We start from the raw sequence: 24,611 nt of genomic DNA on the forward strand, positions 1-24,611 counted from the left end.
CAGGGATGAACGACGTCAAATTCGGGGAAATCCTGTTGCCAGGCGACGAGGACACCCAGAGCCGACGGGAAAAGACCATACGGCAGAAATTCTGGCCGACTTTCCGGCGGGCTGTGCGGCAAATTCCGTTCTCACGCGATGTCGTCGCCGGTTTCTACTGCGCGCTCGATCCGCAGACGCCGACGAAGGTGCGCGGCGTGCTGCTCGCAGCGCTTGCCTATTTCGTCATGCCGATCGACATAATCCCGGATGTTTTCGCCGTCATCGGCTTTTCCGACGACATCGCCGTGCTCTCGGCGGCCTTCGCCATGGTGCGTGGCCATATCCGCCCGGGCCACTACGAGGCGGCCGACCGCGTTCTGGCCGACCGGACCGAAGAAACGATGAAGACGATCTAAGCCATCTCGCGTTCCAGCACCTTGCGGAGCTTGCCGAAGGCAAGCCGGATTCGCGACTTCACCGTGCCGAGCGGCAGCCCGGTCGCTTCGGCGATTTCCGAGTGCGATTGACCGAGGAAGAAGGCGGCGCGCAGCATATCGCGCTGCTCCTCCGGCAATTGGCCGACGGCGGCGCGTATCCTGGCGTCGCGATCGTCGTTGGCGACGATTTCCTCCGCGCCGATTTCGGCCGGCGGCTGCAGAGCCGGATCGGTTTCATCGAAGATGCGGGTATTGACGCGGCGCTGCATGTCGATGCGGCGATTGCGGGCAATGCGGAAAAGCCAGGTCGAGAGCGAAGATCGCGTGGCATCGTAGAGATCTGCCTTGTGCCAGAGCACGATCATGGTCTCCTGAACCAGTTCCTCGGCCTCGCCTGAGGTCATCTTCTGGCGCATCAGCCAGGCTTTCAGCCGGGGTGCGAAATAGTCGAACAGGATGGAAAAGGCCTGCTGGTCGCGACCTCTGGCGACGGCCTTTGCAAGGGCAGCGAAACGCTGTCTTTCCTCGGCATCCATGTCCCCTCACCAGCCCCCCTGCGCAATAAATTCGTATCGGATTTCCAAGTCTTAATGAGGTACAACGGATTTGGGAAAGGTCAAACTCTTGCCTGAATCTTTGTGTCTTAAATTCAGCGGAACGGACGGCCAGTACCATCGGGACACGGTGTTGCAGCCGATACCGTCAAAGGGTCGAAAATTGACACTCGAGCTGAAATGACACAGGCACATACAAATCGCGGCTATTGTTGACCATTTGGTAACCTGAATTAAGTCAAAATAAAGCAGATCGTGATTATGCGGCGCCCGCTATGATCGCTTCGGGCCTTGATCGCAAGAACCGGCAGGAATCCATGTTTGTAAAAAGTATCGTATCCGCTCTCGCACTCACCCTTGTTATGGCCGGAGTTGCGGCAGCGCAACAGGCCGCCGCGCCGAACCGCATCCAGCAGTTCCAGGCATGGGGCGCCTACTCCTACAAGTCGGGCAATAGCACCGTGTGCTATGTGCTGTCCGTTCCGACGGCAAAGCAGCCGGCAAGCGTTGACCACGGCGACAACTTCTTCATCGTCTCGCAGCGTCCGGGCCAGAACATCTCCTACGAACCGCAGGCGATGATGGGCTACACGGTGAAGGAAAATTCGAAGATCAACGTCGTCATCGACAACAAGACCTTCGTGATGTTCACCAAGGACAAGGCCGGCTGGGTCGAGAATGCGGCGCAGGAGCCAGCCCTCGTCGCGGCGATGAAGACCGGTCATTCGATGACGGTGAATGCCGTTTCGCGCAAGGGCACCGGCACCTCCTACAGCTATTCGCTCTCCGGCATCTCGGCTGCGCTGAAGCAGATCGAAAGCTGCAAGTAAGCAGCCTTTCCCACCGCAGAATTTCGAGAGGGGCCGGCCTTGCGCCGGCCCCTCTCGATTCCATCTAAAGCGCAGCGGGATCTTTCAGATTCGCTTTGTCTTTGGTTTCCACATGTCGTTGTCGCAAAACCGCCGCACAGTTTTGCGCGACACGCTATGTAGTGACGGGCGGGCAAAATGATGCTAAAGCCGGCCCAACAGCGGATAGATCGCGATCAGTCGCCGTTCCGCCATTCAATTTTTGCCGATCTGCCGTCATGCGTCCGCAAGTCTTCCGGTTCACCCTGAAGCATGCGGGCTCGCAGGGGCAGGACATGTTTGAATTCGGGATGAATGCTTATGTCCGTCATGGATGCGATCGTTGTTAACAAGCCGCAGGCGCACACCTCCGCCAGCCTCGAAAAGCCGTCTCTGATCGGGCTGTCGCGCGAGGAGATGGGGGCGGTACTCCGGGAAACGGGAGTGGCTGAGAAGCAGATCAAGATGCGCGTCGCGCAGCTCTGGAACTGGATCTATGTGCGCGGCGTCTCCGATTTCGACCATATGACGAATGTCGCCAAGGATATGCGGGAGATGCTGAAGCAGCATTTCACTATCGAACGTCCGGAGATCGTCGAGGAACAGGTCTCGAACGACGGCACGCGCAAATGGCTGCTGCGTTTTCCCCCGCGGGGCGCGGGGCGCCCCGTCGAGATCGAAGCCGTCTATATTCCGGAAGAGGGCCGCGGCACGCTCTGTCTTTCCAGCCAGGTCGGCTGCACGCTTACCTGTTCCTTCTGTCATACCGGGACACAGCGGCTGGTGCGGAACCTGACGGCAGAGGAAATTCTGTCACAGCTGCTGCTTGCCCGTGACCGGCTCGGCGACTTCCCGGATCGTCAAGCGCCGCAGGGAACGATCATGCCTGCCGAGGGCCGCAAGGTCAGCAACATCGTGATGATGGGCATGGGTGAGCCGCTCTACAACTTCGACGCCGTCAAACAGGCATTGCTGATCGCCACGGATGGCGACGGCCTGTCGCTGTCCAGGCGCCGAGTGACGCTTTCCACCTCCGGTGTCGTGCCGGAGATCTTCCGCACCGGCGATGAGATCGGCGTCATGCTGGCGATCTCGCTGCATGCGGTGCGCGACGATTTGCGCGACATTCTCGTGCCGATCAACAAGAAGTACCCGCTGAAGGAGCTGATCGAAGCCTGCCGAACCTATCCGGGCCTTTCGAACGCACGGCGGATCACCTTCGAATATGTGATGCTGAAGGATGTCAACGACAGCCTGGAAGATGCCAAGGGGCTGATCAAGCTCTTGAAAGGCGTGCCGGCGAAGATCAACCTCATTCCATTCAATCCCTGGCCCGGCACCAATTACCAGTGTTCCGACTGGGAACAGATCGAGAAGTTCGCCGATTTCATCAATTCGGCGGGTTACGCCTCGCCGATCCGCACGCCGCGCGGCCGCGACATTCTTGCCGCCTGCGGCCAGCTGAAATCGGACTCCGAACGTATGCGCAAGACCGAGCGCCTGGCCTTCGAGGCGATGATGATTGCCAATCACGGCGCCGACGACTGATCAGCAGGTTTGATCCTTGCTACAATTCTCCGCGATTGATTTCAGGGCGCCCCTTTCCTAAAACTGGCGCCAAAATCAATCAGGAGGATACAAATGCGCTCGATTTTACTCGCTCTTGCCGCCAGTTTGGCCCTTTCCCTGCCCGCAAAGGCTGACAATGTGACCGTTGCCGTGACGGCGATCGTCGAACATCCGGCGCTGGATGCAGCCCGGAAGGGTGTTCTCGATGCGCTGACGGCCGCCGGCTACAAAGAGGGCGAGAACCTGAAATTCGTCTTCGAGTCGGCGCAGGGCAATCCGGCGACGGCAGCCCAGATTGCCCGCCAGTTCGCCGGCGACGAGCCGAATGTCATCGTGCCGATCTCCACGCCATCGGCCCAGGCGGTCGTCTCCTCGACGCGCGATATCCCGGTCGTCTTCACGGCCGTGTCGGATCCGCTCGGCGCCCAGCTCGTCAAGAATATGGACAAGCCCGGCGGCAACGTCACCGGCCTTTCCGACATGTCGCCGGTCGCCGAGCACATCGCGCTGATCAAGGAAATCCTGCCTGATGTGAAAACCATCGGCTATCTCTACAATTCCGGCGAGGCGAACTCCGTTTCGCTGCTGGCGGTGCTGAAGACCGAAGCCGAAAAGGCCGGCCTGAAGGTTGTGGAATCGGCCGCCACCAAGTCGGCAGAGGTTCAGGGTGCGGCACGCGCGCTCGTCGGCCGCGCCGATGTGATCTACATCCCAACCGACAACACCATCATCTCGGCGCTCGAAGGCGCCGTCGCGGTTGCCGAGGAGAGCAAGCTGCCGCTCTTCACCGCCGATACGGATTCGGTTTCGCGCGGGTCGATCGCCGCCCTCGGCTTCAACTATTACGATGTCGGCAAGCAGACGGGCGAAATCGTCGTGCGGGTGCTGAAGGGCGAAAACCCCGGTGATATTGCGGTCAAGACCGCCGCCGGCAGCGATCTCGTCGTCAACAAGGCTGCTGCGGCCAAGATGGGCGTCACCCTGCCGCAGAGCGTGCTTTCCCGCGCCACTAAAGTCATCGAATAAGCAACGCGGCTGCTGCCATCGGTCAAGTTTTACAGCCGCTCTCGTTCCACACGAGAGTGGCTGATGCTATTGGAAGCTTGAATGTTTCGCACGCATGCGAAACGGAAACGGAAGAAAAGGGGCGGAAGCCTTGAGCCAAATCGCATTCTGGGGGGCCGTCGAGCTCGGCCTGGTCTATTCCTTCGTCGCTCTCGGCGTCTATCTCGCTTTCCGTGTTCTGGACTTTCCCGACCTGACGGTCGACGGCTCCTTTCCGCTCGGCGCGGCGGTGACGGCGGTGCTGATCATCGCTGGTCTCAACGCCTGGCTTGCGGCCTTGGTCGCGATGGCGGCCGGTGCGGGTGCGGGCATGGTAACGGCGCTGCTCAACGTGCGCTTCAAGATCCTCAACCTGCTTGCCTCGATCCTGACGATGATTGCGCTGTTTTCCGTCAATCTGCGCGTGATGGGCAAACCCAATGTCGCCCTCATCAATGCCGACACGATGATCAGCCCATTCTTCGGCCATGGTCTTCGCGATTTCTACGTGCGGCCGCTGTTCGTCGGCGTTCTCGTCGTCATCGCGCTCATCGTGGTCTGGCGCTTCCTGGAAAGCGATGCCGGGCTGGCGATGCGGGCGACCGGCGCCAATGCGCGGATGGCGCGGGCGCAGGGCGTCGATACCAGCCGGCAGATCTATCTCGGCATGGCGATCTCGAATGCGCTGGTGGCGCTCGGCGGCGCATTGTTTGCCCAGACGAACGGTTTTGCCGACGTCACTTCGGGCGTCGGCACAATCGTCGTCGGTCTCGCCGCGGTCATCATCGGTGAGACGCTGCTTGGGCGGCGCGGGCTGCTGATCGCGTTGATCGGCTGCGTGCTCGGCTCGATCCTCTATCGCATCGCGATCCAGCTGGCGCTATCCAGCGACGTCATCGGCCTGCAGGCATCCGACCTCAATTTCGTGACGGCAGTATTGGTGACCGTGGCGCTCATCCTGCCCCGTCTTCGCGGAGGTGCCGCATCGTGATCAGCGTCAAGGACGTCAAGGTTGTTTTCGGGCGCGGCACGCCGCTACAGAAGCAGGCGCTGAACGGCGTCAGCCTGACCATAGAACAAGGCTCCTTCGTCACCGTCATCGGCTCCAACGGCGCCGGCAAATCGACTTTGCTCGGCGTGCTCGCCGGCGATGTGCTGCCGAGCGAGGGGCAGGTGCTTATCGGCAAAAACGAGGTGACGCGCAAGTCGACGGCATCACGCGCCGGTCTGGTTGCGCGTGTGTTCCAGGATCCGCTGACGGGAAGCTGTGGCGCTTTGTCGATCGAGGAAAATCTCGCTTTGGCTGCCAGTCGGGGCAAGAAACGTGGGCTTGCACCGGCGCTCGGCGGTAGCAGGCGCGACTATTTCCGGGAGCGGATCGCCGAACTCAATCTCGGGCTCGAAAACCGGCTGAAGGACCGCATGGATCTGCTCTCCGGCGGGCAGCGCCAGGCCGTTTCGCTCGTCATGGCGACGCTTGCAGGCTCGGAAGTGCTGCTGCTCGACGAACACACGGCAGCGCTCGATCCCGGGATGGCGGAGTTCGTGATGAACCTCACCCAGAAGATCGTTACCGAGCGCAAGCTGACGACGATGATGGTGACGCATTCGATGCGTCAGGCGCTGGACTACGGCCACCGCACGATCATGCTGCATGGCGGCGAGATCGTTCTCGACGTGGCGGGCGACAACAGAAAGAACCTGCAGGTCGAGGACCTGATCGCGATGTTCCGCAAGATGCGCGGCCAGACGCTCGATGACGATGCTTTGCTGATCGGATAAACCGACAGCGTGCTGATCGGCTAGCGCCGACGGCGTGCTGATCGGCTAAGGCGACGGCGTGATCGGCTAAGGCCGACCGTGAGCGGATCGTTTCGCGACCGCGGATTGGCTGATCATCTGGCTTGGGTGAGCAGGATCTTCGCCGCGAAGATCGAGAAGACGCCGGCGAAAGTGTAGTCCATGCCGCGCAACACCTTCTTGTTGGTTTGCAGCCAGGAGGCCAGCCAGTCGGCAGCAAAGACGACGCTGGCATTGACCGGCATGCCGATCAGGATGAAGCAAAGCCCGAGGAAAAGCAGCTTCTGCGTGACGGCTGGATCGCCGGCGCTGACGAATTGCGGCAGGAAGGTCATGAAGAAGATAATGACCTTGGGGTTCAGAAGATTGACCCAGAAACCCGACGAGATGTTGGAAAGCGCCGTGCCTTTCTGCTCCTCGACCCTAGCGACGGTGAGCTTCGCGCCAAAGCGGATCGCCTGCACGGCCAGCCAGAGCAGATAGGCGGCACCGCCGGTCTTCAGGATCAGGAAGGCGGTCGGCGAGGCGGTGATCAGCGCCGAAATGCCGAAGGCGACCAGCATGGTGTGAACGACGATGCCAAGGCTGGTGCCGACGACGACGAAGAGAGCCGCCTTCTTGCCCTGGGCCAGCGAACGGCTGATCGACAGCGTCATGTCTGGGCCCGGGGTCGCCGCGAGCAACAGCGTCGCGGCGGCAAAGGCGAGAAGGGTCGACAGGCTGGGCAGGAAATCCATGGCACACTCTGTAAGCCGGAAAGATCCGACGATTTCTTACTCGGCTTCCAGAAAATTACCAATCAAACCTTGGAATAGTATCGATCACTTCTGTTCCAGGAACGCTTTGAATTTGTCGCCGTAGTCCTTGTGCCAGCGCGACAGTGGCGGGCGGTTCTCGACGATGTCGCCGGCAGCCCAGAGCATGCGACGCTCATCGACCGTGCGTGCCACGTCATTGTCAGGGCAGAGGATATAGAAGTCGCCGCGCTCGAGGCTCTCGACCATGAAATCGACGGTCTGCTCCGGTGTCCAGGCGGCAGGCGGTTTTTCGATGTGGCTGCCCTGGGTCAAGCCGGTGAAGACGAAGCCGGGGATGAGAAGGTGCGCGGAGATCTTTCCGCCGCCGATGTTGCGAAGTTCGTGTTCGAGCGCTTCGGTAAAAACTTTCACGCCAGCCTTGGAAATGTTGTAGGCGGGGTTGCCGGGCGGCGTCGTGATGCCCTGCTTCGAGCCGGTGTTGATGATCAGGCCTGGCTCGCCATGCGACAGCATCTTCGGGCCGAAGGTGCGCGTGCCGTTGATGACACCCATCAGGTTGACGGCGAAGATATTGTCCCAGTTCGCCTGCGGGCTGAAGATCGAAGTTTCCGGGCCGATGCCGGCATTGTTCATCAGCACGTGCACGCGGCCGAAACGCTGGAGCACGGCGCGTTCGAGCGCCTCCAGCGAGTCCTTGGCCGCGACGTCGGTCTCGACCGCCATCACATTTTCCTCGCCGGCGATGGCCTTGAGTTCGTCGGCGGAGTTGGCCAGCCGATCACCGCCGAGATCGGCGATGACGACGCTCATGCCGCGTCCGGCGAAATATTTCGCTGCCGCCAGGCCGATGCCGGAAGCGCCGCCGGTGATGACGGCAACATTGGACTTCTTGAAAATGTCTTGAATATTCGTCACGGCTCAGTCTCTCCAGGAGCGTTGTTCGGACGCAGGCGAATATGGGCTCCGCTTTCGCGCTGTCAAACGCTATCGCCGCCGGTGGCGCCGCACTTGCCCTTGCGTCACGCGCCAATCTCGCTAAAAGTGCCGCGACACCGGGTTTTCGCCGGCCTTTTATGCAACGGACCTCATCATCATGGCATCGTACAAAGACGTGAAGAAAGTCGTTCTCGCCTATTCCGGCGGCCTCGACACCTCGATCATCCTGAAGTGGCTGCAGACCGAGCTCGGCGCCGAAGTCGTCACCTTCACCGCCGATCTCGGCCAGGGCGAAGAGCTGGAACCGGCGCGCAAGAAGGCCGAGATGCTCGGCATCAAGGAGATCTACATCGAGGATGTGCGCGAGGAATTCGTGCGCGATTTCGTCTTCCCGATGTTCCGTGCCAATGCCGTCTATGAGGGCGTTTACCTGCTCGGCACGTCGATTGCCCGGCCGTTGATTTCCAAGCATCTGATCGATATCGCCCGCAAGACGGGCGCGGATGCGATCGCGCACGGCGCGACCGGCAAGGGCAACGACCAGGTCCGGTTCGAATTGTCCGCCTATGCTTTGAACCCCGACATCAAGATCATCGCGCCGTGGCGCGACTGGGCGTTCAAGAGCCGCACCGACCTGCTGGCCTTTGCCGAACAGCATCAGATCCCGGTTGCCAAGGACAAGAAAGGCGAGGCGCCGTTCTCCGTCGACGCAAACCTGCTGCATTCCTCCTCCGAGGGCAAGGTGCTCGAGGACCCCTCTCAGGAAGCGCCGGAATATGTGCATATGCGCACCATTTCGCCCGAGGCGGCACCCGACAAGGCAACGACCATCAAGGTCGGCTTCGAAAAGGGTGATGCGGTTTCGATCAATGGCGTGCGCATGAGCCCGGCGACGCTCTTGGCTGCGCTCAACAATTATGGCCGCGACAACGGTATCGGCCGTCTCGACCTCGTCGAGAACCGCTTCGTCGGCATGAAGTCGCGCGGCGTCTACGAGACCCCCGGCGGCACGATCCTGCTTACGGCGCATCGCGCCATCGAATCGATCACGCTCGACCGCGGTGCTGCCCATCTCAAGGACGAGATCATGCCGCGCTACGCCGAGCTGATCTATTACGGCTTCTGGTTCTCGCCGGAGCGCGAGATGCTGCAGGCGCTGATCGACAAGAGCCAGGAGCATGTCGAGGGCGAAGTGACGCTGAAGCTCTACAAGGGCAATGTCATGGTTATCGGCCGCGAAAGCGAAAAGTCGCTCTATTCCGACAAGCTCGTCACCTTCGAGGACGATCAGGGCGCCTACGACCAGAAGGATGCGGCTGGCTTCATCAAGCTCAACGCGCTGCGCCTGCGCACGCTCGCCAAGCGCAACCTCACGAAGTAATCACGCTTCGCCTGCACACCGGATATGGCCCCGCCGGCATCGCCGCGCGGGCTCTTTCATTGCCCAGAGCCTTGGTGCGCGGATCGTTAATGGCGTTGGCGTAGGTGGGCGACAAGCGCAATCTTCTGGCATCGGTGCTGCGATTAATGGGACTGGATCTCACTGTGCCCGCTGAGCCGACGTGCACGGACATGGCGATCAGCTGACAGGCGGGACGGCCGCAGCGCTTCGATAAAGGGGCCTGTTCACGTCCTCATCGACAGTCCCGGGCTCGAAGTCGACGGTGGTGGCCAGTGGCTGGAAGAGAGCACGGCGCCAAATCCCGTCGCAGCTGGCGGAAACTGCATCTGGCGTTGGACGCGGACAGCGGCGAGATCATCGCTGACGTCATGACCGATCACGAGGCTGGCGATCCCAGGTCAAGCCCTTGCTCGACCAGATCGACGCTCCGATCGGCCAGATCACGGCCGATGGGGCCCATGACGGTAACGACCTACGACGCCGTCGCCAGGCATAGCGCCAATGCGGCTGTTGTCATCCCGGCACGGATCAATGCAGTCGACCGATCCGATATAGAGACCACCAACCAGCGCGACCGGCACATCGCAGCAATCAACACGGACGGCCGGATGAAATGGCAAGCCGCCACCGACTATGGCAAACGGCCGCTGATCGAGACCGCGATCGGCCGCTACAAGTCGATCATCGGACACCGACTGCGGGCACGCTCATTCGGCGCGCAGCAAACGGAAGTTGCCATCGGCTACGCCGTCCTCAATCGCATGCTTGCATGCGCACGCCCGAAATCGTCCGGGCACGGCATAGCCGAAGCATCAAAGAGCGAAATCCCTTTACTCCATGATCGATGTACCAAAGCCATCCCTGAGCGAACCGAATTTTGCAACCTCGACCCGTCGTAGTCTCGGTCGGGCATCGATCATCTCATCGATACCAGCCCAATGACGTTGAAGGTGCGGTGACGCGGGACTGTTCTGTACCGATCAGCGAGGAATTGGGTTGACAGAACTTTGCCCCTGTCTGCTGTCTGAGCAGACGACGGAGAGGACGCTGGCCGCGCGTCAACGCTTTTTTATTTAGTTCGAAGCGGCACCTTCCGCAGCATCTTTGATCAGATCGGCGACTGCCTGGGGTTGGGACACGTACACGGCGTGACTTCCCTTGATCTCGACCGTCGAGCTACCGGCCCGCTTGGCCATATACCGTTCAAAGTCAGGATTAATCTTATGATCTTCCGTCGCAACGACATACCAGCTTGGTTTAGAACGCCAAGCGGCTTCGGTGACTTTTGTACCTAGCGCCTTCTCGCTCACCGGAACCTGAGATCGCGCCATGAAATCCGCGTCGGCTTCAGGCAGGTCTGCGGCGAAGTCCTCATGGAACGTCTTGGGGTCCAACGTGCGAAACCCATCCGAGCTCTTGATCACGTTGTTCGTTGCAGCTGGAAATTTGCCGCGGACCTCAGCCAGATCTTCGTGTGCATCCGGTGCGAGCGCAGCGACATATACCAGCGCCTTCACACTTGGTGCGTTTCCTGCCTGTGTAATCACAATCCCGCCGTAACTGTGTCCGACGAGAACAACCGATCCGCCAGCCTGATCGATAGCCCGGGTCGTGGCGGCGACATCGTCTGCCATTGACGTTTCGGGCTCTTGCACGACCGTGACCTTATATCCTTCGTGCGTGAGAATATCGGAAACTTGACGCCAGCCGGAACCGTCAGCATAAGCGCCGTGAACCAACACGATATTTTTAACAGGCTCAGCGCTGTAGACCGGTGCGGAAGATAAGGCGAAGCCGGCAAGCGCGGCGAAAGCGGAAACCAGGTGATTCATATAGTTCTCCTTTCACGAATAGACGACTGAGCTCCCCCGAGGACTCGTCCGGGGGTGTTCCGCTCAGAAGGGGAGCCACGATGTGGCTTGCCCTGATACATTCAGTGCTGATCGCCAGGCGTTACAAACCTCACAAGCTTGTGATTATCCGCGCCGGCAAATTTGGTCGCTTTTCACCAGCGGGCGTTCCTTAAGAGGAGCTAGCAACGTAGAAGGGCTGCTGGCGTTGCGATGAGAACTACCAACGCAAAAGCATCTTACCGAAGAAGCATCCAAACAGCCCGCTCAACAGGATCCCGAGGGTGTATCGCTAGTCTACAGATCCGAATCGCCGCTTCAGGCAGAAGTTACCGATAGTAGGATTTGCTCATATCCCGCTTTTCGTGGCCACGGAGCGCTCTTGACGGACGCCGGGGATGACTTACTCTGCCGCAATCATCCTCCGGAGTATCTCCATGACGCAGTCTTTGCTCTTCGGCGCCTTTCTGGCGGCGCTCTTCTACGTGCTCATTCCGGGACCCGCCTTCCTGCAGCTGCTCGGCATCGGCGCCGGGCAGGGCCGCAAGGCCGGCGCCTTCTTCATGATGGGGCATCTGGTCGGGGATCTCATATGGTCGTCGCTGGCGCTGATCGCCATCGTCGGCGCAAAGACGATCGGAACCTTCGTCTTCGACCTGCTCGGCCTTGCCTGCGGTTTCTACCTCGCCTGGATCGGCTGGAGCGCTGTCAATGCCAAGCCGAAAGCGGAAGGGCAGGCGCTTGTTGTGGTCGAGCGGCCGTTTCGCCGCGGTCTGATTTTCGGCGTCACCAATCCGAAGGGTTATCCGGTGGCGCTCGCCACCTTCACTGCACTGGTTGCCGGCTCGGCCGGCGCGCTCGATTTCGAGGCGTTGCCGGTGCTGCTCGGCGTGTCGTTCGTCGGTTTCGTGACTGCCGACATCATCCTGATCGGCATCATCGGCGCCGGTACGGTACGGCGCTTCTATCGCGCCCATGAGCGATTGATCGTGCGCTGCTCCGGCGTGCTTTTTATGGGATTTGCCGCCCAGGCGCTCTGGCACGCAACGCCCGGCCTGCTCGGTTGGCGCAAGGCTTAAACGCAATCAGGCATTCAGGAAATTGACGATCGATTTCAGTGTCTGGACCTCGCCAGAATCGCCGATCGACATGGCGATCTGCAGCTGGTTCTTGTAATAATCGAGGAAATTGAAGCTGGTGCCGTCGGTGACGCTGGAGAGATCGACGATGTTGCCGAGTGGATCGATCGCATGCATCGGCAGCGGTTCGGAAATCGCGGCGTAGGTGTTCTGATCGATCAGGCCGCTGTCGAAACTCTGGCGCGCGTAATTGCGCAGTTCTCCAGGGCTGACCGCGGTGAAATCCGGCCCTTCGTCACTATTGTCGTCGATCTGGAACGAGGCCGGGGCGGGCGCCCTGGTCTGGATTTCAATATCAGCGGTCTTCGAACTTTTTGCGTTATTAGGATTGTTTTTAAAGAGCAAACTCTGAGAAGACCGCACAGAAAAAATTTCCATGGCGCATGTCCCCGTAGAAGAAGAAACATGGGAAAGCTAGCGCTAACGCGTGATTCGCGTCAATCGTTAACGATTGGTTAATTTTCGCGCGTCAATTTTTGTCCACCAGATTTTGCAGGCGAGGCAAAAGGTCCTTCCCGGCAACATACCAATTCCGCGATGGCCCTCCTATATTGACGAACCCCGTGCATGCCAAAAAGGATTCTCCGATGCCTTCTCCCCATGATTTCAATCCGGCGCTGGTGACTTGGGACGGCCTTCACGGCCTGCCGCGTTTCGATGCCGTTGACGACGGTGATTTCGCCGCCGCCTTCGAGGCGGCGCTTGCCGCCCATGAGGGGGAGATCGGCGAGATCGCCGGTAACGGCGAGGCGCCGACCTTCGACAATACGGTCGTGGCGCTGGAGATTGCCGGTGACGCGCTGTCGCGGGTTTCGGCGCTGTTCTGGAACAAGGCGGGCGCGCATACCAACGATGTGATCCAGGCGTTGGAGCGGGAGATCTCGCCGAAGATGTCGCGCCACTATTCGAAGATCGGCATGAATGCCGCGCTTTTTTCCCGCATCGACATGCTCTGGGAGACGCGCGACAGCCTTGGCCTGACGCTCGAACAGACACGCGTGCTGGAGCGCCACTGGAAGGGCTTCGTCAAGTCGGGCGCCAAGCTTGAAAAGGCCGAGCAGGAGAAACTTGCGGCGATCAATGAAAAGCTTGCCGGCCTCGGGACGCAATTCGGCCAGAACGTTCTCGCCGACGAGAAGGCCTGGGCACTCACGCTTTCTTCCGGAGCCGAGCTCGACGGGCTGCCGGAATTCCTGCGCGACGCAATGTCTGCGGCTGCGCGCGAACGCGGCGAAGAGGGCAAATATGCGGTGACGCTGTCACGCTCGATCATCGAGCCGTTCCTGACCTTTTCGGAGCGCCGCGATCTGCGCGAGCAGGCTTTCAAGGCTTGGGTGGCACGCGGCGAAAATGACGGCGAGACGGACAATCGCGCCGTCATCAAGGAAACGCTGGCGCTACGCCATCAGGTGGCGAGCCTGCTTGGCTACGGCAATTTCGCCGAGCTGAAGCTCGATAACACGATGGCAAAGACGGCAGATGCGGTGAACGACCTGCTAAAGGCCGTCTGGGCGCGGGCGGTAAAACGCGCCGGCGAGGAGGAAGCCGATATCGCCGCGCTGATCGCCGAGGAGGGGCGAAACCACGAAGTGATGCCCTGGGACTGGCGCCACTACGCCGAAAAGATCCGGGCGCGAAAATTCGATTTCTCCGAGGCCGAGCTCAAGCCCTATCTGCAGCTCGAGAAGATCATCGAGGCCTGCTTCGAGGTGGCCGGCCGGCTGTTCGGTATCCGCGCCGTCGAGAAGAAGGACGTGGCCGCCTATCACCCGGATGTCAGGGTGTTTGAAATCAGGGATCGCGAAGATCGGCTGGTCGCCCTGTTCCTCGGCGATTATTTTGCCCGCGGCTCGAAACGTTCCGGCGCCTGGATGAGCTCGTTGCAATCGCAGCACAGACTGGAACTGAAGAACGGCCACCACGGCGAGCAGCCGATCATCTACAACGTCTGCAACTTCGCCAAGCCCGCCGAGGGCAAGCCGGCGCTGCTGTCGCTCGACGATGCGCGCACGCTGTTCCACGAATTCGGCCACGCGCTGCACGGCATGCTTTCGAACGTCACCTACCCCTCGGTCTCCGGCACCGGCGTTTCGCGCGATTTCGTCGAGCTGCCGTCGCAGCTCTACGAGCACTGGCTGACGGTGCCCGATATTTTGAAGCGCTACGCTGTGCATGTCGAAACCGGCGAGCCGATGCCGCAGGCTCTGCTCGACAAGGTGCTTGCCGCCCGCACCTTCAATGCCGGCTTCAACACCGTCGAATTCACCTCGTCGGCGCTGGTCGATATGGCGTTTCACACGCGTGAGGCGGTTGCGGATCCGATGGCGGTGCAGGCGGAGGTGCTGGCCGAGATCGGCATGCCGAAATCGATCGTCATGCGCCATGCCACGCCGCACTTCCAGCACATTTTTTCCGGCGGTTATTCGGCCGGCTATTACTCCTATATGTGGTCGGAGGTGCTCGATGCCGACGCGTTTGCCGCCTTCGAGGAGACGGGAGATCCCTTCAACGGCGAGATGGCGCGCAAACTCAAGGAGAATATCTATTCCGTCGGCGGCTCTATCGATCCGGAGGACGCCTACAAGGCCTTCCGCGGCAAGCTGCCGAGCCCGCATGCGATGCTCGTCAAAAAGGGGCTTTCGACCTTCGAGGAATTGACAGGCAGCGACGCCTAAGACAATTTGACGACACGCTATGATGCGGCAGGGCGACAGCCATGCCGCAGCTTTTGCGCGTTCCCCTCTTTCGCAAACGCAAAAAAAACTGTATGGACGCCCCAAACCAATAGGCGCGTCCTCAAGAGCGTGCGCCGCAGCCTCAGAGATTTCACATATGGCACTTCGCAATATCGCGATCATCGCGCACGTTGACCATGGCAAGACGACCCTGGTGGATGAGCTTCTCAAGCAGTCCGGCTCGTTCCGTGAAAATCAGCGCGTCGCTGAACGCGTGATGGACTCGAACGATCTCGAAAAAGAACGCGGCATCACCATTCTCGCCAAGGCGACCTCGGTCGAGTGGAAGGGTGTCCGCATCAACATCGTCGACACCCCCGGCCACGCCGACTTTGGCGGCGAAGTCGAGCGCATTCTCTCGATGGTGGATGGCGCGATCGTTCTCGTCGATGCCTCCGAAGGTCCGATGCCGCAGACCAAGTTCGTCGTCGGCAAGGCGCTGAAGGTCGGCCTTCGCCCGATCGTCGCGATCAACAAGATCGATCGTCCGGATGGCCGCCACGAAGAAGTCATCAACGAAGTCTTCGACCTTTTCGCCAATCTCGACGCGACCGACGAGCAGCTCGACTTCCCGATCCTTTACGGTTCCGGTCGCGACGGCTGGATGAACGTCAATCCGGAAGGCCCGAAGGACCAGGGTCTCGCACCTCTGCTCGACCTGGTGCTCAAGCATGTGCCGGAGCCGACCGTCCACGAAGGCCCGTTCACGATGATCGGCACGATCCTCGAAGCCAATCCCTTCCTCGGCCGTATCATCACCGGCCGCATCAATTCCGGTTCCATCAAGGCGAACCAGGCGGTGAAGGTTCTTCACGCCGACGGTAAGACGATCGAAACCGGCCGGATTTCCAAGATCCTCGCCTTCCGCGGCATAGAGCGCGCGGCGATCGACGAAGCGCATCAAGGCGATATCGTTGCGATCGCCGGCCTTTCCAAGGGCACGGTCGCCGATACCTTCTGCGATCCCTCGATCACCGAGCCGTTGCAGGCGCAGCCGATCGATCCGCCGACGGTCACCATGTCGTTCATCGTCAACGATAGCCCGCTCGCGGGCACCGAGGGCGACAAGGTGACCTCCCGCGTCATCCGCGACCGTCTGCTTAAGGAAGCAGAAGGCAACGTCGCCCTGAAGATCGAAGAAGCCGAAGGCAAGGATTCGTTCTACGTGTCCGGCCGCGGCGAACTTCAGCTCGCCGTTCTCATCGAAACCATGCGTCGCGAAGGCTTCGAGCTTGCCGTGTCGCGTCCGCGCGTCGTGATGCACAAGGATGAAAACGGCCAGCTTCTGGAGCCGATCGAGGAGGTCGTCGTCGACGTCGACGAAGAACATTCCGGTGTCGTCGTGCAGAAGATGTCCGAGCGCAAGGCCGAAATGGTCGAGCTGCGTCCTTCGGGCGGCAACCGTCTTCGCCTGCGTTTCTACGCACCGACCCGTGGCCTGATCGGCTACCAGTCGGAACTGCTAACGGATACGCGCGGCACGGCGATCATGAACCGCCTGTTCCACGACTACCAGCCCTACAAGGGTGTGATCGGTGGCCGCGTCAACGGCGTGCTGCTCGCCAACGCTCCCGGCGAAGCCGTCGCTTATGCGATGTTCAACCTGGAAGACCGCGGCCCGATGATCATCGATCCGGGCGAAAAGGTCTATGCCGGCATGATCATCGGCATTCATACGCGCGATAACGACCTTGAAGTGAATGTCCTGAAGGGCAAGCAGCTCACCAACATCCGCGCCGCCGGCAAGGACGAAGCCGTCAAGCTGACGCCGCCAATCCGCATGACGCTTGATCGCGCTCTTTCCTGGATCCAGGAAGACGAACTGATGGAAGTGACACCGAAGAATATTCGTCTGCGCAAGATGTATCTCGACGCAAACGATCGCAAGCGCTTCGAAAAGTCCAAAGCGGCTCTCTGAGAGCGTAATGCATGTCGCCCGGAAGTGTGAAGCGGTTCCGGGATAACGACATGCATAAATAAAGAGCTTTAAAAACAACGTTTGAAACCCCGGCCTTCGTGCCGGGGTTTTTTGTTGTGCGCCGCGTTGATTCCGACTTGTGACAATCGTTAAAAAAGCGTTAAATTTTAGCTGTCGTCCACATATCAAGTCTGTGGGCAATCGATCACGATGCGCTGGGTGCATATGGTTAATTGCCCTTGGCGGGACCAGAGTAAACGTTATGAAGACGTTGTCGATCGATGTTCGGCGGGCCGAACCCAACGATGCCCGAGCCATATCGGAAACCCACAGGCTCGCCTGGCAGCACACTTATGCAGGCATTATTCCGCATCGCGCGCTGACGCAGATGATCGAGCGGCGCGGTGAAAACTGGTGGCGCAAGGCAACGCGTGGACCGGCGACGTTGCTGGTTCTCGATGTCGCCGGAACCGTTGCCGGCTACGCGACGCTCGGCCTCAACCGCGCCCGGGCGCTGCCGCAGGAAGGCGAGATTTACGAGCTTTACCTTCGTCCGGAATATCAGGGCATCGGTCTCGGCCGGATGCTGTTCGGCGAGGCGCGCCGGCTGCTGAAGTCGCTCGGCTGCAACGGGCTGGTCGTCTGGTGCCTTGAGGAAAACGAGACCGCCGGCCGCTTCTATCGTCATCACGGCGGTGTCGATTTCTGCGAAGGCATGGAAAATTTCGACCACAGGCAGTTGAAGAAGATCGGCTTCATCTGGAACTGACGGGGTTGGTTGCGACCGCCTGTTTTCCCATTCGAAAGTTTGAGCATTTTGCGCCGGTGCCATCACGCATCGGTGATCTCAAATGTTGCGTTGCCACATGAAACTGATTATCTGGCTGCGATCAATTCAACCTCGCGGGAGTTTCCTATGCGCATCGACGCCATTTCAATCGGTAATAATCCACCTGAGGACGTCAACGTTATCGTCGAGGTTCCGGTCGGTGGCCATCCCATCAAGTATGAGATGGACAAGGAAGCCGGCACGCTGGTCGTCGATCGTTTCCTCTACACGCCGATGACTTATCCGGGCAATTATGGTTTCGTGCCGCATACGCTGTCTGAGGACGGCGACCCGATCGACGTGCTGATCGCCAGCACCCGCCCGCTGGTTCCCGGCTGTGTCATCAATGTGCGTCCGATCGGGGTCCTGAAGATGGAAGATAATTCCGGCAAGGACGAGAAGATCATCGCCGTGCCGTCGCCGAAGCTGACGCTGCGTTATGAGAAGGTGAAGGACTACACCGATCTTCCCGAGATCACGCTGAAGCAGATCGAGCACTTCTTCGAGCACTACAAGGATCTGGAGCCCGGCAAGTGGGTGAAGATCTTCGGTTGGGGCGATTCCAAGGAAGCCGGCGAACTCATCCTCGAAGCCGTCGAGCGCGCCAAGAAGAAGGGCTGATCGCTCAGCGCATAGAGCGTCCTTAGCGCATCCAGCGGATGCGCGGCGTTCTAACTGAAAAGCATTTCTAGTTTTTTTGCCAAATCCTCCGGGTCGCCTTCGATCCGGAGGATTTTTTTGCGCGCGGTGTCGCCGGAGATGAGGCTGACGCTGGTTTGGGGGATGCGCAGCGATCCGGCGACCAGACGGATGAGGGCCTTGTTGGCCTTGCCTTTTTCCGGCACGGCAGTGACGCGCGCCTTCAGATGGGTTTCGCCCTTGCCATCCGCCTCGATGCCATCGATCGCATCACGCCCGCCATTCGGCGTCAGCCGGACGGCGAGGCGCAGATGATCATTGAAAAGACTCCAGGGACGGCTCAAGCGACCAGCGGGTAGACCGTGGTCCAAAGCAAGGTGCGCAGGAAGAAGATGATCAGTAGCAGGATGATCGGCGAAATGTCGATGCCGCCAAGGTTCGGCAAAAAGCGGCGGATCGGCTTCAGCACCGGTTCGGTGACATTATAGAGGAATGTGCCGACCGAATTGACGAACTGATTGCTGGAGTTGATGACGTTGAAGGCATAGAGCCAGGAAAAAACGGCACTGCCAATCAGGATCCAGGTGTAAATATTCAAAGCCAAATCAATGGTTTGAAACAGCGCAAACATCGTCGTCTCCAATTCGTTGTTGACAGACATGTAGACATTGGCGACTAAACGAGCAAGTGCCGTGTGGAAACACGCGGTGAATCATGTTTAACGGGCTGCCTTGCCGCAATTCCGGCGCGCCCGTCTCCTCGGAAAACACCCATGTCGTTTTCGCCTACCGGAGACCGTTTTGCCGCGTTCCGGCATTCGTCCTACACGCGGTTCTTCTTCGCGCGGTTCCTGCTTTCCTTCTCGCAGCAGATCGTCAGCGTCGCCGTCGGCTGGCAGATGTACGACCAGACGGGCAGCGCCATCTATCTCGGCCTGATCGGCCTTGTGCAGTTCCTGCCGTCGCTGCTGCTCATGCTCGTCACCGGTTCGGTGGCCGACCGGTACAATCGCCGGGCGATTGCGGCCCTCTGCTCGCTGGTGAGCGCGCTCTGCACGCTGGCGCTGCTTGTCATGACGGCGATGGGAACCTTCACGCCCCTGCCTGTTTTCGCGGTGCTTTTGATCTTCGGCATCGAACGCGCCTTCATGTCGCCGGCGGTGCAGTCGCTGGCTCCCAATCTCGTGCCGGAGCAGGATCTCTCCAATGCGATCGCCTGGAATTCGTCGTCCTGGCAGCTCGCAGCAATCACCGGGCCGGTGCTCGGCGGTCTGCTCTACGGCGTCAGCGCACCGACCGCCTACACGGTGGCGGTGATCTTTTCGGTCCTCGGTGCGGCTCTTCTCTACATGATCCCGAAACCGGTGCAGAAGACGACGGGCGAGACCAAGAGCTGGGCGATGATCCTTGGCGGCTTCAGTTTCATCCGCGCCGAAAGGGTGGTGCTCGGGGCGATCTCGCTCGATCTCTTTGCCGTGCTGCTCGGCGGCGCAACCGCACTGATGCCGATCTTCGCCCGCGATATCCTGACCCTCGGCCCCTGGGGCCTCGGGCTGCTGCGCGCCGCACCGGGACTTGGCGCCATCGTCATGGCGATCTTCCTTGCCGCCTATCCGCTCAAGCAACGCGCCGGCATCTACATGTTCATCGGCGTTGCCCTGTTCGGCGTCGGAACGATCATTTTCGGGGTCTCGACCAATACCGAAGTCTCGATCGCGGCGCTGGCGCTGATGGGGGCGGCCGACATGGTGTCGGTCTATGTCCGCGAGAGCCTGATTGCGCTCTGGACGCCGGATCAGCTGCGCGGCCGCGTGAATGCAGTCAACATGGTCTTCGTCGGTGCTTCGAACGAACTCGGAGAATTCCGGGCGGGCACGATGGCATCGATCTTCGGCGCTGTGCCGGCGGTCGTTATCGGCGGGATCGGAACTCTGGCGGTGGCGGCGATCTGGGCTTCGAGTTTCCCGAAATTGCGGCGGATCGATACGCTCGACGCGCCCAGCACGTGAGATAGCGCATGCTGCCGTATATGCAGGTCTCTACGCAGGAAGCGTGATCGGGGAGGCGGCCTTTGCCATCTTGCCTTCGAAGACAATATCGAGGAATTCGTTCAGCCAGGCTTTCAGCGGCGCGTCGAACAGCATGCGGCCTTCGAGGTGTTCGCGGCCCTGCTGGGCGTTCGGCAGAATGAAGCGATGCGCGCCATGCACCACCCAGCGGTGCATCATCACCCGGGTCAATTCGGCGTGGAACTGCAGGCCCCAGGCGTTACCGTCGTAGCGGAAGGCCTGGTTCGGATAAGCATCGCCTTCGGCCAGAAGGTGGGCGCCGTGCGGCAGCTCGAAGCCCTCGCGATGGAAATGATAGACCATCTTCGGCCAGTGCATCAGCAGGCGGCCTTTCTCGGTCGGGCGCAGCGGGTACCAGCCGATCTCCGTCGAGCCGTCGGTATTCGGCTGCACCTTGCCACCGAGATGGTGCACCAGCATCTGCGCGCCGAGACAGATGCCGAGGTAAGGGCGTTTTTCCCGCAGCGGAACGTCGATCCAGCCGATTTCCTTCTTGACGAAGTCATCGGGATCATTGGCGCTCATCGGCCCGCCGAAGACGACGGCGCCTGCATGGTCTTCGAGCGTCGCCGGAAGCGGCTCGCCGAGAACCGGGCGACGGATATCAAGGCGGTAGCCCTTTTCGACAAGCAATTGGCCGACACGGCCGGGGCTCGACCGCTCCTGATGCAGGACAATGAGGATCGGGCGCCGGTCGCGGTTGGGGTTTTGCTCAGTCGGTGTCATCTTGCGCAACCCGGACATCTGTGACCCTGGCGGCGGCCTCCTGCCGCTTCTGGATGCGCTCGCGCGAGGAGACGCCGAGCAGATCGGCGATGCGCCAGATCACATGGTCTTCCATTTCGCTGCGTTCGCCGTCGGCATAGACGATGTCCCAGAGAATGCCGATCAGCTCCAGCCGTTGCTCGGTATTGAGATGGCGTTTCAAGTCGGCGGTGAAGCGATAATAGTCGACGGCGGTGCTTTCGGCCTCAAGGCCGGCGGCGATCAGTGCATCGAGCTGCTTGCCATCGAGTGCATACTGCTCCTTCAACAGCTTGCGCAGCCGCTTCTTCTCGCTGGCTTTGATCTGACCGTCTGCCTCCATGACCTGCATACAGAGTGCCGCCACCGCGATGCGCGGATCATCGGGGGCAAAACCTTTCTTCGGGTGGTCGGCGGTAAGATTCTGGAAGAATGCCTGAAAGCGTTCGAACATGCGGTTTTCGTTCCATTTCAGAAAAGGCGGAGCCGGGTCTTGGGTTCCTGTTCCACCCTGGGATCGCGAACGCCGGGATCATCCGGCCGCCCGCCAAAGAAAGGTTTTGCCTCGCCCGGTGCGGGCGCTTTATCGCTGACGGGTTCGGCGGGCTTCGGTTTTGCCGGTGCCGGCGTCGGGCGTGCCGCCTCGGCAATCGTCGCGGCACGTTCCAGTTCGATGATGCGATGGTCGTTGACCGGGCTTTCCGGCCTGACGTCGCGCAGCGGCGGCAGTGTCTTCAAAGCGGTTTCGATCGAGGCGGGCGCCGAGCCGTCCTCGAGCCGACCTTCGACCTGGCCGAACGGCGCCTTCCATTCGAAGGCGTCTAGGCGGCCGGTCACCGGTGATACCGGCAGCCATTTGTCGGACACGAAGCCGTCCGCCACCCAGGCCGGATCGCGCGGCGCCTTGAGCGCCTGGGCCAGCCAATGGCGCACTCGGCCTTGGTCTCCGGTCTCGGCTTCTTCGATGTCGGCCAACAGCAGGAAGGCGCTCTCACGCGGCTGCATGCGCGCTGCCGCTTCCGCCTTGGCGCGAGCCTTGGCGAATTCCTGCGCGTCGAGCGCTGCCTGGGCGACGACGAGAAGGGATTCGACGTTGTTCGGGCGCAGCCCTTCCAGCCGTTCGGCGCGCTTCAGCCGGTCGAGCGTGGAATCACCACTGCGGGCCGTGACATAAGCTTGGCCGATCTCAGGATGCGGTGCCGATTTCCATGCCTGTTCGAGGATCGAGGCGGCCTTGCGCACACCGCCTTCGCGAAACAGCGCCTTGGCGGCAATAAGGGCTGCCGGAATGAAATCGGCGGCGAGCTTCAGCGCCTGCAACGCGTCGTCGCGGGCACCGGTCGGATTGCTTTCCAGCTTTTCGCCAGCGCGCGCCGTCAGCAGGACGGCGTGCAGACGGTTGGCTTCGGCCTTTTCGACGACGCGGGCGGCCTTCTGTTGTTCGAGGAGGCGGATGGCATCGTCCCAGCGGCCGGCCTGGCTGCGATACTCGAGAGTCGCCTGTGCGGCCCAGGGCAGATAAGGCGCGTTGTCGGCAGCCTTTTCAGCATATTGGCGGGCGGCCTCGTTGGCCCCGAGACGGCGCGCCTCCAGATAAAGGCCGCGCAGGCCGAGTTCGCGTGTCTCGGGATCGTTGGCCATCGCCTCGAACTTGGCGCGTGCCTCATCATGGCGACCCTCGATCAGGGCCGCCTGGGCTTCGAGCAGGTTGATCAGCGGCTCCTGATCGGCACGGATGAGGCCGCGTGAGCGGGCGGCCATCTTGCGGGCAAGCAGCGCATTGCCGGCGCCGGCGGCGATCAGCCCGGTCGACAGCGCCTGATAACCACGGTCGCGCTTGCGGGCGCGGAAAAAACGCGTCACCGAATGCGGCGAGGTCCAGACCAGGCGGACGAACCACCAGCCGATCATCACGGCGGCGATCAGAGCGATGATCGCACTGGCAGCGACGATCAGCTTCGTCTGGTAGATCTGGCCCTCCCAGATCAGCGAGAGGTCTCCGGGACGATCGGCGAGCCAGGAGAAGCCATAGGCGAGAAGCAGCACGAAGAGGGCGAAGACGACAAGGCGGATCAGCATGGTCTCATCCCTCCTTGCCGGTGCCGGAAGCCGCTTTCGACAGCGCCCCACCGACCAGTTCCTCGACGCGGATACGCGCGTCGAGAGATTGCTTGAAGGCGGTGGAAGCCTGTTTGCCGGGAGCCGGCAGATTATTCCATTCGGCAGAAGCGCCCGGCAGATCGCCACTCTTCACCTTATCCTCCAAGCGGGCGGCGATGGCTTCGACGCTTTCGCCCTGGATATTGCCGACGGGACGGACGCTGACAAGCGATTTGGCGCTCGACATCAACCGGTCCGACCAGCTCTCGTTCGGATCCGGCTGGTTGACGGCGTCGACAATCGCGGTGGCGACATCTGGAACCTGGCGCACGAGTTCGGCGCGCGAGGGAATGCCGGTCTCGGCAAAGGCGCGCAGGTCAGCGACCGCGGGATCGTCAGGTGCGACACCGGCGAAGGTGTCGAGTTCGGCCAGGAACGGCCCACCGCGATCGATCGCCGCCTTGAGGGCGACAGCCGCGATCGCCCGGGCAACGGCGACATCCTCGCGCGGCGCGTTCAGCTTCTTTTCTGCCTCTTCGAGGCGCTTGGCGATATCGGCGCCACTCGTCGTCTGCTGCTCGGAAGATTGGGAAAGTGTGGCGCGCAACTGGTCGACCTGACCGGTCAGTTCCGCAATCTTCTGGTTGAGTGCCTCGACATTTGCCGAATAGGCCGGTGCGGCGGCTACCGGGGCCTTCGCCGCCGTTTCCAGCGCGGCGACGCGCTGCTCAAGCGCACCATCATCCGTGCTCGCCGGATTGGCGGCAAGGTTGGCGACGGCCTGTTTCAGTCCGTCGATCTCGCCGGAAAGATCGGCAGTCTGCGGCGAGGTCGTCTGCGGCGCGGAAGAGCCGCCCGGGAGGTAACCGGCATATTGGATGGCGCCGGCGCCAAGCAGCGCCACGAGGCCGCCGACGATGCCGGCGGCAATGAGACCGGAGGTGGCGGCGCTCTTCGGCGCTGGCTGTTCGGCAGGCGTGAAGGAAGGTTCCGGGGCTACCGGTTCCTCCTCCGGCGCATCCATCGCCGGTTTCTCTTCATATTCGGCATGCGACTCAGTGTCGGTTTCGGGCGGCGGGCCGACATCGGCGGCGGCGGTGCTGTCGGCATCGCCGGTTTCATGGTCCACCGGTTTTTCGGTATCGGCTGCGGAGGCGAATTCCTGTGCATCGAGGTCGATCGTGACCGGCTCGTCGGCGCTCTTCGAATGGCGTGGCGGGTTTCCCGATACCATGAGGTCCTCTTTATCCTGCATTGCA

The 24,611-nt window shown here is 60.9% G+C and carries 25 protein-coding genes; 14 read left to right on the plus strand and 11 right to left on the minus strand.

All coding sequences use genetic code 11. The features are described 5' to 3' along the window. Positions 1-5 precede the first annotated feature (5 nt). Positions 6-398 (plus strand): YkvA family protein, encoded by a 393-nt coding sequence (locus HJB84_RS05825; RefSeq protein WP_221115462.1) that lies wholly within the window; start codon positions 6-8, stop codon positions 396-398. On the opposite strand, the gene HJB84_RS05830 is transcribed toward HJB84_RS05825, so the two are convergent. Then, positions 395-955 (minus strand): sigma-70 family RNA polymerase sigma factor, encoded by a 561-nt coding sequence (locus tag HJB84_RS05830; protein WP_221115463.1) that lies wholly within the window; start codon positions 953-955, stop codon positions 395-397. The genes HJB84_RS05825 and HJB84_RS05830 overlap by 4 nt on opposite strands. A 335-nt stretch (positions 956-1,290) precedes the next feature. Here HJB84_RS05830 and HJB84_RS05835 point away from each other — a divergent pair, with 335 nt between their 5' ends. The 5 genes from HJB84_RS05835 (at position 1,291) to HJB84_RS05855 (ending at position 6,216) form a co-directional block, all read left to right on the plus strand. Beyond that, positions 1,291-1,803 (plus strand): invasion associated locus B family protein, encoded by a 513-nt coding sequence (locus HJB84_RS05835; protein ID WP_007632470.1) that lies wholly within the window; start codon positions 1,291-1,293, stop codon positions 1,801-1,803. A 339-nt stretch (positions 1,804-2,142) separates the two neighbouring features. Next, positions 2,143-3,369: a 23S rRNA (adenine(2503)-C(2))-methyltransferase RlmN gene (gene rlmN, locus HJB84_RS05840; protein ID WP_221115464.1), complete on the plus strand. Its 1,227-nt coding sequence runs from the start codon at positions 2,143-2,145 to the stop codon at positions 3,367-3,369. Positions 3,370-3,462: 93 nt separating this feature from the next. Continuing rightward, the gene (locus tag HJB84_RS05845) at positions 3,463-4,416 is read left to right on the plus strand and encodes an ABC transporter substrate-binding protein (RefSeq protein WP_207582139.1); all 954 of its coding nucleotides are present in this window, start codon (positions 3,463-3,465) and stop codon (positions 4,414-4,416) included. Positions 4,417-4,546: 130 nt separating this feature from the next. Then, positions 4,547-5,425 carry an ABC transporter permease gene (locus HJB84_RS05850; RefSeq protein ID WP_221115465.1) on the plus strand — a complete coding sequence of 293 codons (879 nt, stop codon included), beginning with the start codon at positions 4,547-4,549 and terminating at the stop codon, positions 5,423-5,425. Further along, positions 5,422-6,216, plus strand: a complete 795-nt coding sequence (locus HJB84_RS05855; RefSeq protein WP_221115466.1) for an ABC transporter ATP-binding protein — start codon at positions 5,422-5,424, stop codon at positions 6,214-6,216. Before HJB84_RS05850 ends, HJB84_RS05855 begins: the two co-directional genes overlap by 4 nt. A 113-nt stretch (positions 6,217-6,329) precedes the next feature. Here the strand turns inward: HJB84_RS05855 and HJB84_RS05860 are convergent, their stop codons facing one another. Beyond that, positions 6,330-6,971, minus strand: a complete 642-nt coding sequence (locus HJB84_RS05860; RefSeq protein WP_221115467.1) for a LysE family translocator — start codon at positions 6,969-6,971, stop codon at positions 6,330-6,332. A gap of 84 nt (positions 6,972-7,055) precedes the next feature. After that, positions 7,056-7,907, minus strand: coding sequence for an SDR family NAD(P)-dependent oxidoreductase (locus HJB84_RS05865; RefSeq protein ID WP_221115468.1), 852 nt, complete (start codon positions 7,905-7,907; stop codon positions 7,056-7,058). Positions 7,908-8,085: 178 nt separating this feature from the next. Between HJB84_RS05865 and HJB84_RS05870 the strand changes: the two genes are divergently transcribed. Beyond that, positions 8,086-9,309 carry an argininosuccinate synthase gene (locus HJB84_RS05870; RefSeq protein WP_221115469.1) on the plus strand — a complete coding sequence of 408 codons (1,224 nt, stop codon included), beginning with the start codon at positions 8,086-8,088 and terminating at the stop codon, positions 9,307-9,309. Positions 9,310-9,602: 293 nt separating this feature from the next. Further along, on the plus strand, positions 9,603-10,229 hold the full coding sequence (locus tag HJB84_RS05875) for a transposase (RefSeq protein ID WP_405049238.1): 627 nt from the start codon (positions 9,603-9,605) through the stop codon (positions 10,227-10,229). Between the two features lie 174 nt (positions 10,230-10,403). On the opposite strand, the gene HJB84_RS05880 is transcribed toward HJB84_RS05875, so the two are convergent. Continuing rightward, positions 10,404-11,162, minus strand: coding sequence for an alpha/beta fold hydrolase (locus tag HJB84_RS05880; protein WP_221115470.1), 759 nt, complete (start codon positions 11,160-11,162; stop codon positions 10,404-10,406). Positions 11,163-11,617: 455 nt separating this feature from the next. Between HJB84_RS05880 and HJB84_RS05885 the strand changes: the two genes are divergently transcribed. Continuing rightward, positions 11,618-12,259 carry a LysE family translocator gene (locus HJB84_RS05885; RefSeq protein ID WP_024320406.1) on the plus strand — a complete coding sequence of 214 codons (642 nt, stop codon included), beginning with the start codon at positions 11,618-11,620 and terminating at the stop codon, positions 12,257-12,259. A 6-nt stretch (positions 12,260-12,265) separates the two neighbouring features. Here the strand turns inward: HJB84_RS05885 and HJB84_RS05890 are convergent, their stop codons facing one another. Continuing rightward, entirely contained in the window at positions 12,266-12,697 is a 432-nt protein-coding gene (locus tag HJB84_RS05890) for a hypothetical protein (RefSeq protein ID WP_221115471.1), read from the minus strand. Positions 12,698-12,906: 209 nt separating this feature from the next. Here HJB84_RS05890 and HJB84_RS05895 point away from each other — a divergent pair, with 209 nt between their 5' ends. The 4 genes from HJB84_RS05895 (at position 12,907) to ppa (ending at position 18,422) form a co-directional block, all read left to right on the plus strand. Beyond that, positions 12,907-14,994 (plus strand): M3 family metallopeptidase, encoded by a 2,088-nt coding sequence (locus HJB84_RS05895; protein WP_221115472.1) that lies wholly within the window; start codon positions 12,907-12,909, stop codon positions 14,992-14,994. 157 nt (positions 14,995-15,151) lie between these two features. Next, positions 15,152-16,972 (plus strand): translational GTPase TypA, encoded by a 1,821-nt coding sequence (gene typA / locus HJB84_RS05900; protein ID WP_221115473.1) that lies wholly within the window; start codon positions 15,152-15,154, stop codon positions 16,970-16,972. A gap of 262 nt (positions 16,973-17,234) precedes the next feature. Beyond that, positions 17,235-17,741 (plus strand): GNAT family N-acetyltransferase, encoded by a 507-nt coding sequence (locus HJB84_RS05905; protein WP_207582129.1) that lies wholly within the window; start codon positions 17,235-17,237, stop codon positions 17,739-17,741. 147 nt (positions 17,742-17,888) lie between these two features. Continuing rightward, entirely contained in the window at positions 17,889-18,422 is a 534-nt protein-coding gene (gene ppa, locus HJB84_RS05910) for an inorganic diphosphatase (RefSeq protein ID WP_011653868.1), read from the plus strand. Between the two features lie 50 nt (positions 18,423-18,472). Here the strand turns inward: ppa and HJB84_RS05915 are convergent, their stop codons facing one another. Then, positions 18,473-18,784 carry a DUF167 domain-containing protein gene (locus HJB84_RS05915; protein ID WP_207582128.1) on the minus strand — a complete coding sequence of 104 codons (312 nt, stop codon included), beginning with the start codon at positions 18,782-18,784 and terminating at the stop codon, positions 18,473-18,475. Beyond that, positions 18,781-19,101: a YggT family protein gene (locus HJB84_RS05920; protein ID WP_164007631.1), complete on the minus strand. Its 321-nt coding sequence runs from the start codon at positions 19,099-19,101 to the stop codon at positions 18,781-18,783. Before HJB84_RS05920 ends, HJB84_RS05915 begins: the two co-directional genes overlap by 4 nt. A 111-nt stretch (positions 19,102-19,212) precedes the next feature. Here HJB84_RS05920 and HJB84_RS05925 point away from each other — a divergent pair, with 111 nt between their 5' ends. Then, positions 19,213-20,448 carry an MFS transporter gene (locus HJB84_RS05925; RefSeq protein WP_207582127.1) on the plus strand — a complete coding sequence of 412 codons (1,236 nt, stop codon included), beginning with the start codon at positions 19,213-19,215 and terminating at the stop codon, positions 20,446-20,448. A 30-nt stretch (positions 20,449-20,478) separates the two neighbouring features. Here the strand turns inward: HJB84_RS05925 and HJB84_RS05930 are convergent, their stop codons facing one another. From HJB84_RS05930 to HJB84_RS05945, 4 genes are read right to left on the minus strand one after another with little or no spacing between them, the layout of a single operon-like run. After that, positions 20,479-21,234, minus strand: a complete 756-nt coding sequence (locus HJB84_RS05930) for a glutamine amidotransferase (protein WP_246762701.1) — start codon at positions 21,232-21,234, stop codon at positions 20,479-20,481. Continuing rightward, positions 21,221-21,706, minus strand: coding sequence for a TerB family tellurite resistance protein (locus tag HJB84_RS05935; RefSeq protein WP_207582125.1), 486 nt, complete (start codon positions 21,704-21,706; stop codon positions 21,221-21,223). The genes HJB84_RS05930 and HJB84_RS05935 overlap by 14 nt, the downstream gene beginning before the upstream one ends. 17 nt (positions 21,707-21,723) lie before the next feature. Further along, the gene (locus HJB84_RS05940) at positions 21,724-23,331 is read right to left on the minus strand and encodes a heme biosynthesis protein HemY (protein WP_221115474.1); all 1,608 of its coding nucleotides are present in this window, start codon (positions 23,329-23,331) and stop codon (positions 21,724-21,726) included. 4 nt (positions 23,332-23,335) lie between these two features. Next, complete coding sequence (locus HJB84_RS05945; protein ID WP_221115475.1) at positions 23,336-24,607, minus strand: COG4223 family protein; 1,272 nt, start codon at positions 24,605-24,607, stop codon at positions 23,336-23,338. Between the last annotated feature and the right edge of the window lie 4 nt (positions 24,608-24,611).

The sequence above is a fragment of the Rhizobium sp. NZLR1b genome, assembly GCF_019685155.1.
Taxonomy (GTDB): domain Bacteria; phylum Pseudomonadota; class Alphaproteobacteria; order Rhizobiales; family Rhizobiaceae; genus Rhizobium.

Bases quoted from the DNA above. Each gene is read 5' to 3' on its own strand.
- HJB84_RS05825 (WP_221115462.1), top strand. From the start codon at position 6: ATGAACGACGTCAAATTCGGGGAAATCCTGTTGCCAGGCGACGAGGAC.
- HJB84_RS05830 (WP_221115463.1), bottom strand. From the start codon at position 955: ATGGATGCCGAGGAAAGACAGCGTTTCGCTGCCCTTGCAAAGGCCGTC.
- HJB84_RS05835 (WP_007632470.1), top strand. From the start codon at position 1,291: ATGTTTGTAAAAAGTATCGTATCCGCTCTCGCACTCACCCTTGTTATG.
- rlmN (WP_221115464.1), top strand. From the start codon at position 2,143: ATGTCCGTCATGGATGCGATCGTTGTTAACAAGCCGCAGGCGCACACC.
- HJB84_RS05845 (WP_207582139.1), top strand. From the start codon at position 3,463: ATGCGCTCGATTTTACTCGCTCTTGCCGCCAGTTTGGCCCTTTCCCTG.
- HJB84_RS05860 (WP_221115467.1), bottom strand. From the start codon at position 6,971: ATGGATTTCCTGCCCAGCCTGTCGACCCTTCTCGCCTTTGCCGCCGCG.
- HJB84_RS05870 (WP_221115469.1), top strand. From the start codon at position 8,086: ATGGCATCGTACAAAGACGTGAAGAAAGTCGTTCTCGCCTATTCCGGC.
- HJB84_RS05880 (WP_221115470.1), bottom strand. From the start codon at position 11,162: ATGAATCACCTGGTTTCCGCTTTCGCCGCGCTTGCCGGCTTCGCCTTA.
- HJB84_RS05885 (WP_024320406.1), top strand. From the start codon at position 11,618: ATGACGCAGTCTTTGCTCTTCGGCGCCTTTCTGGCGGCGCTCTTCTAC.
- HJB84_RS05890 (WP_221115471.1), bottom strand. From the start codon at position 12,697: ATGGAAATTTTTTCTGTGCGGTCTTCTCAGAGTTTGCTCTTTAAAAAC.
- HJB84_RS05895 (WP_221115472.1), top strand. From the start codon at position 12,907: ATGCCTTCTCCCCATGATTTCAATCCGGCGCTGGTGACTTGGGACGGC.
- typA (WP_221115473.1), top strand. From the start codon at position 15,152: ATGGCACTTCGCAATATCGCGATCATCGCGCACGTTGACCATGGCAAG.
- HJB84_RS05905 (WP_207582129.1), top strand. From the start codon at position 17,235: ATGAAGACGTTGTCGATCGATGTTCGGCGGGCCGAACCCAACGATGCC.
- ppa (WP_011653868.1), top strand. From the start codon at position 17,889: ATGCGCATCGACGCCATTTCAATCGGTAATAATCCACCTGAGGACGTC.
- HJB84_RS05920 (WP_164007631.1), bottom strand. From the start codon at position 19,101: ATGTCTGTCAACAACGAATTGGAGACGACGATGTTTGCGCTGTTTCAA.
- HJB84_RS05925 (WP_207582127.1), top strand. From the start codon at position 19,213: ATGTCGTTTTCGCCTACCGGAGACCGTTTTGCCGCGTTCCGGCATTCG.
- HJB84_RS05930 (WP_246762701.1), bottom strand. From the start codon at position 21,234: ATGACACCGACTGAGCAAAACCCCAACCGCGACCGGCGCCCGATCCTC.
- HJB84_RS05935 (WP_207582125.1), bottom strand. From the start codon at position 21,706: ATGTTCGAACGCTTTCAGGCATTCTTCCAGAATCTTACCGCCGACCAC.
- HJB84_RS05940 (WP_221115474.1), bottom strand. From the start codon at position 23,331: ATGCTGATCCGCCTTGTCGTCTTCGCCCTCTTCGTGCTGCTTCTCGCC.
- HJB84_RS05945 (WP_221115475.1), bottom strand. From the start codon at position 24,607: ATGCAGGATAAAGAGGACCTCATGGTATCGGGAAACCCGCCACGCCAT.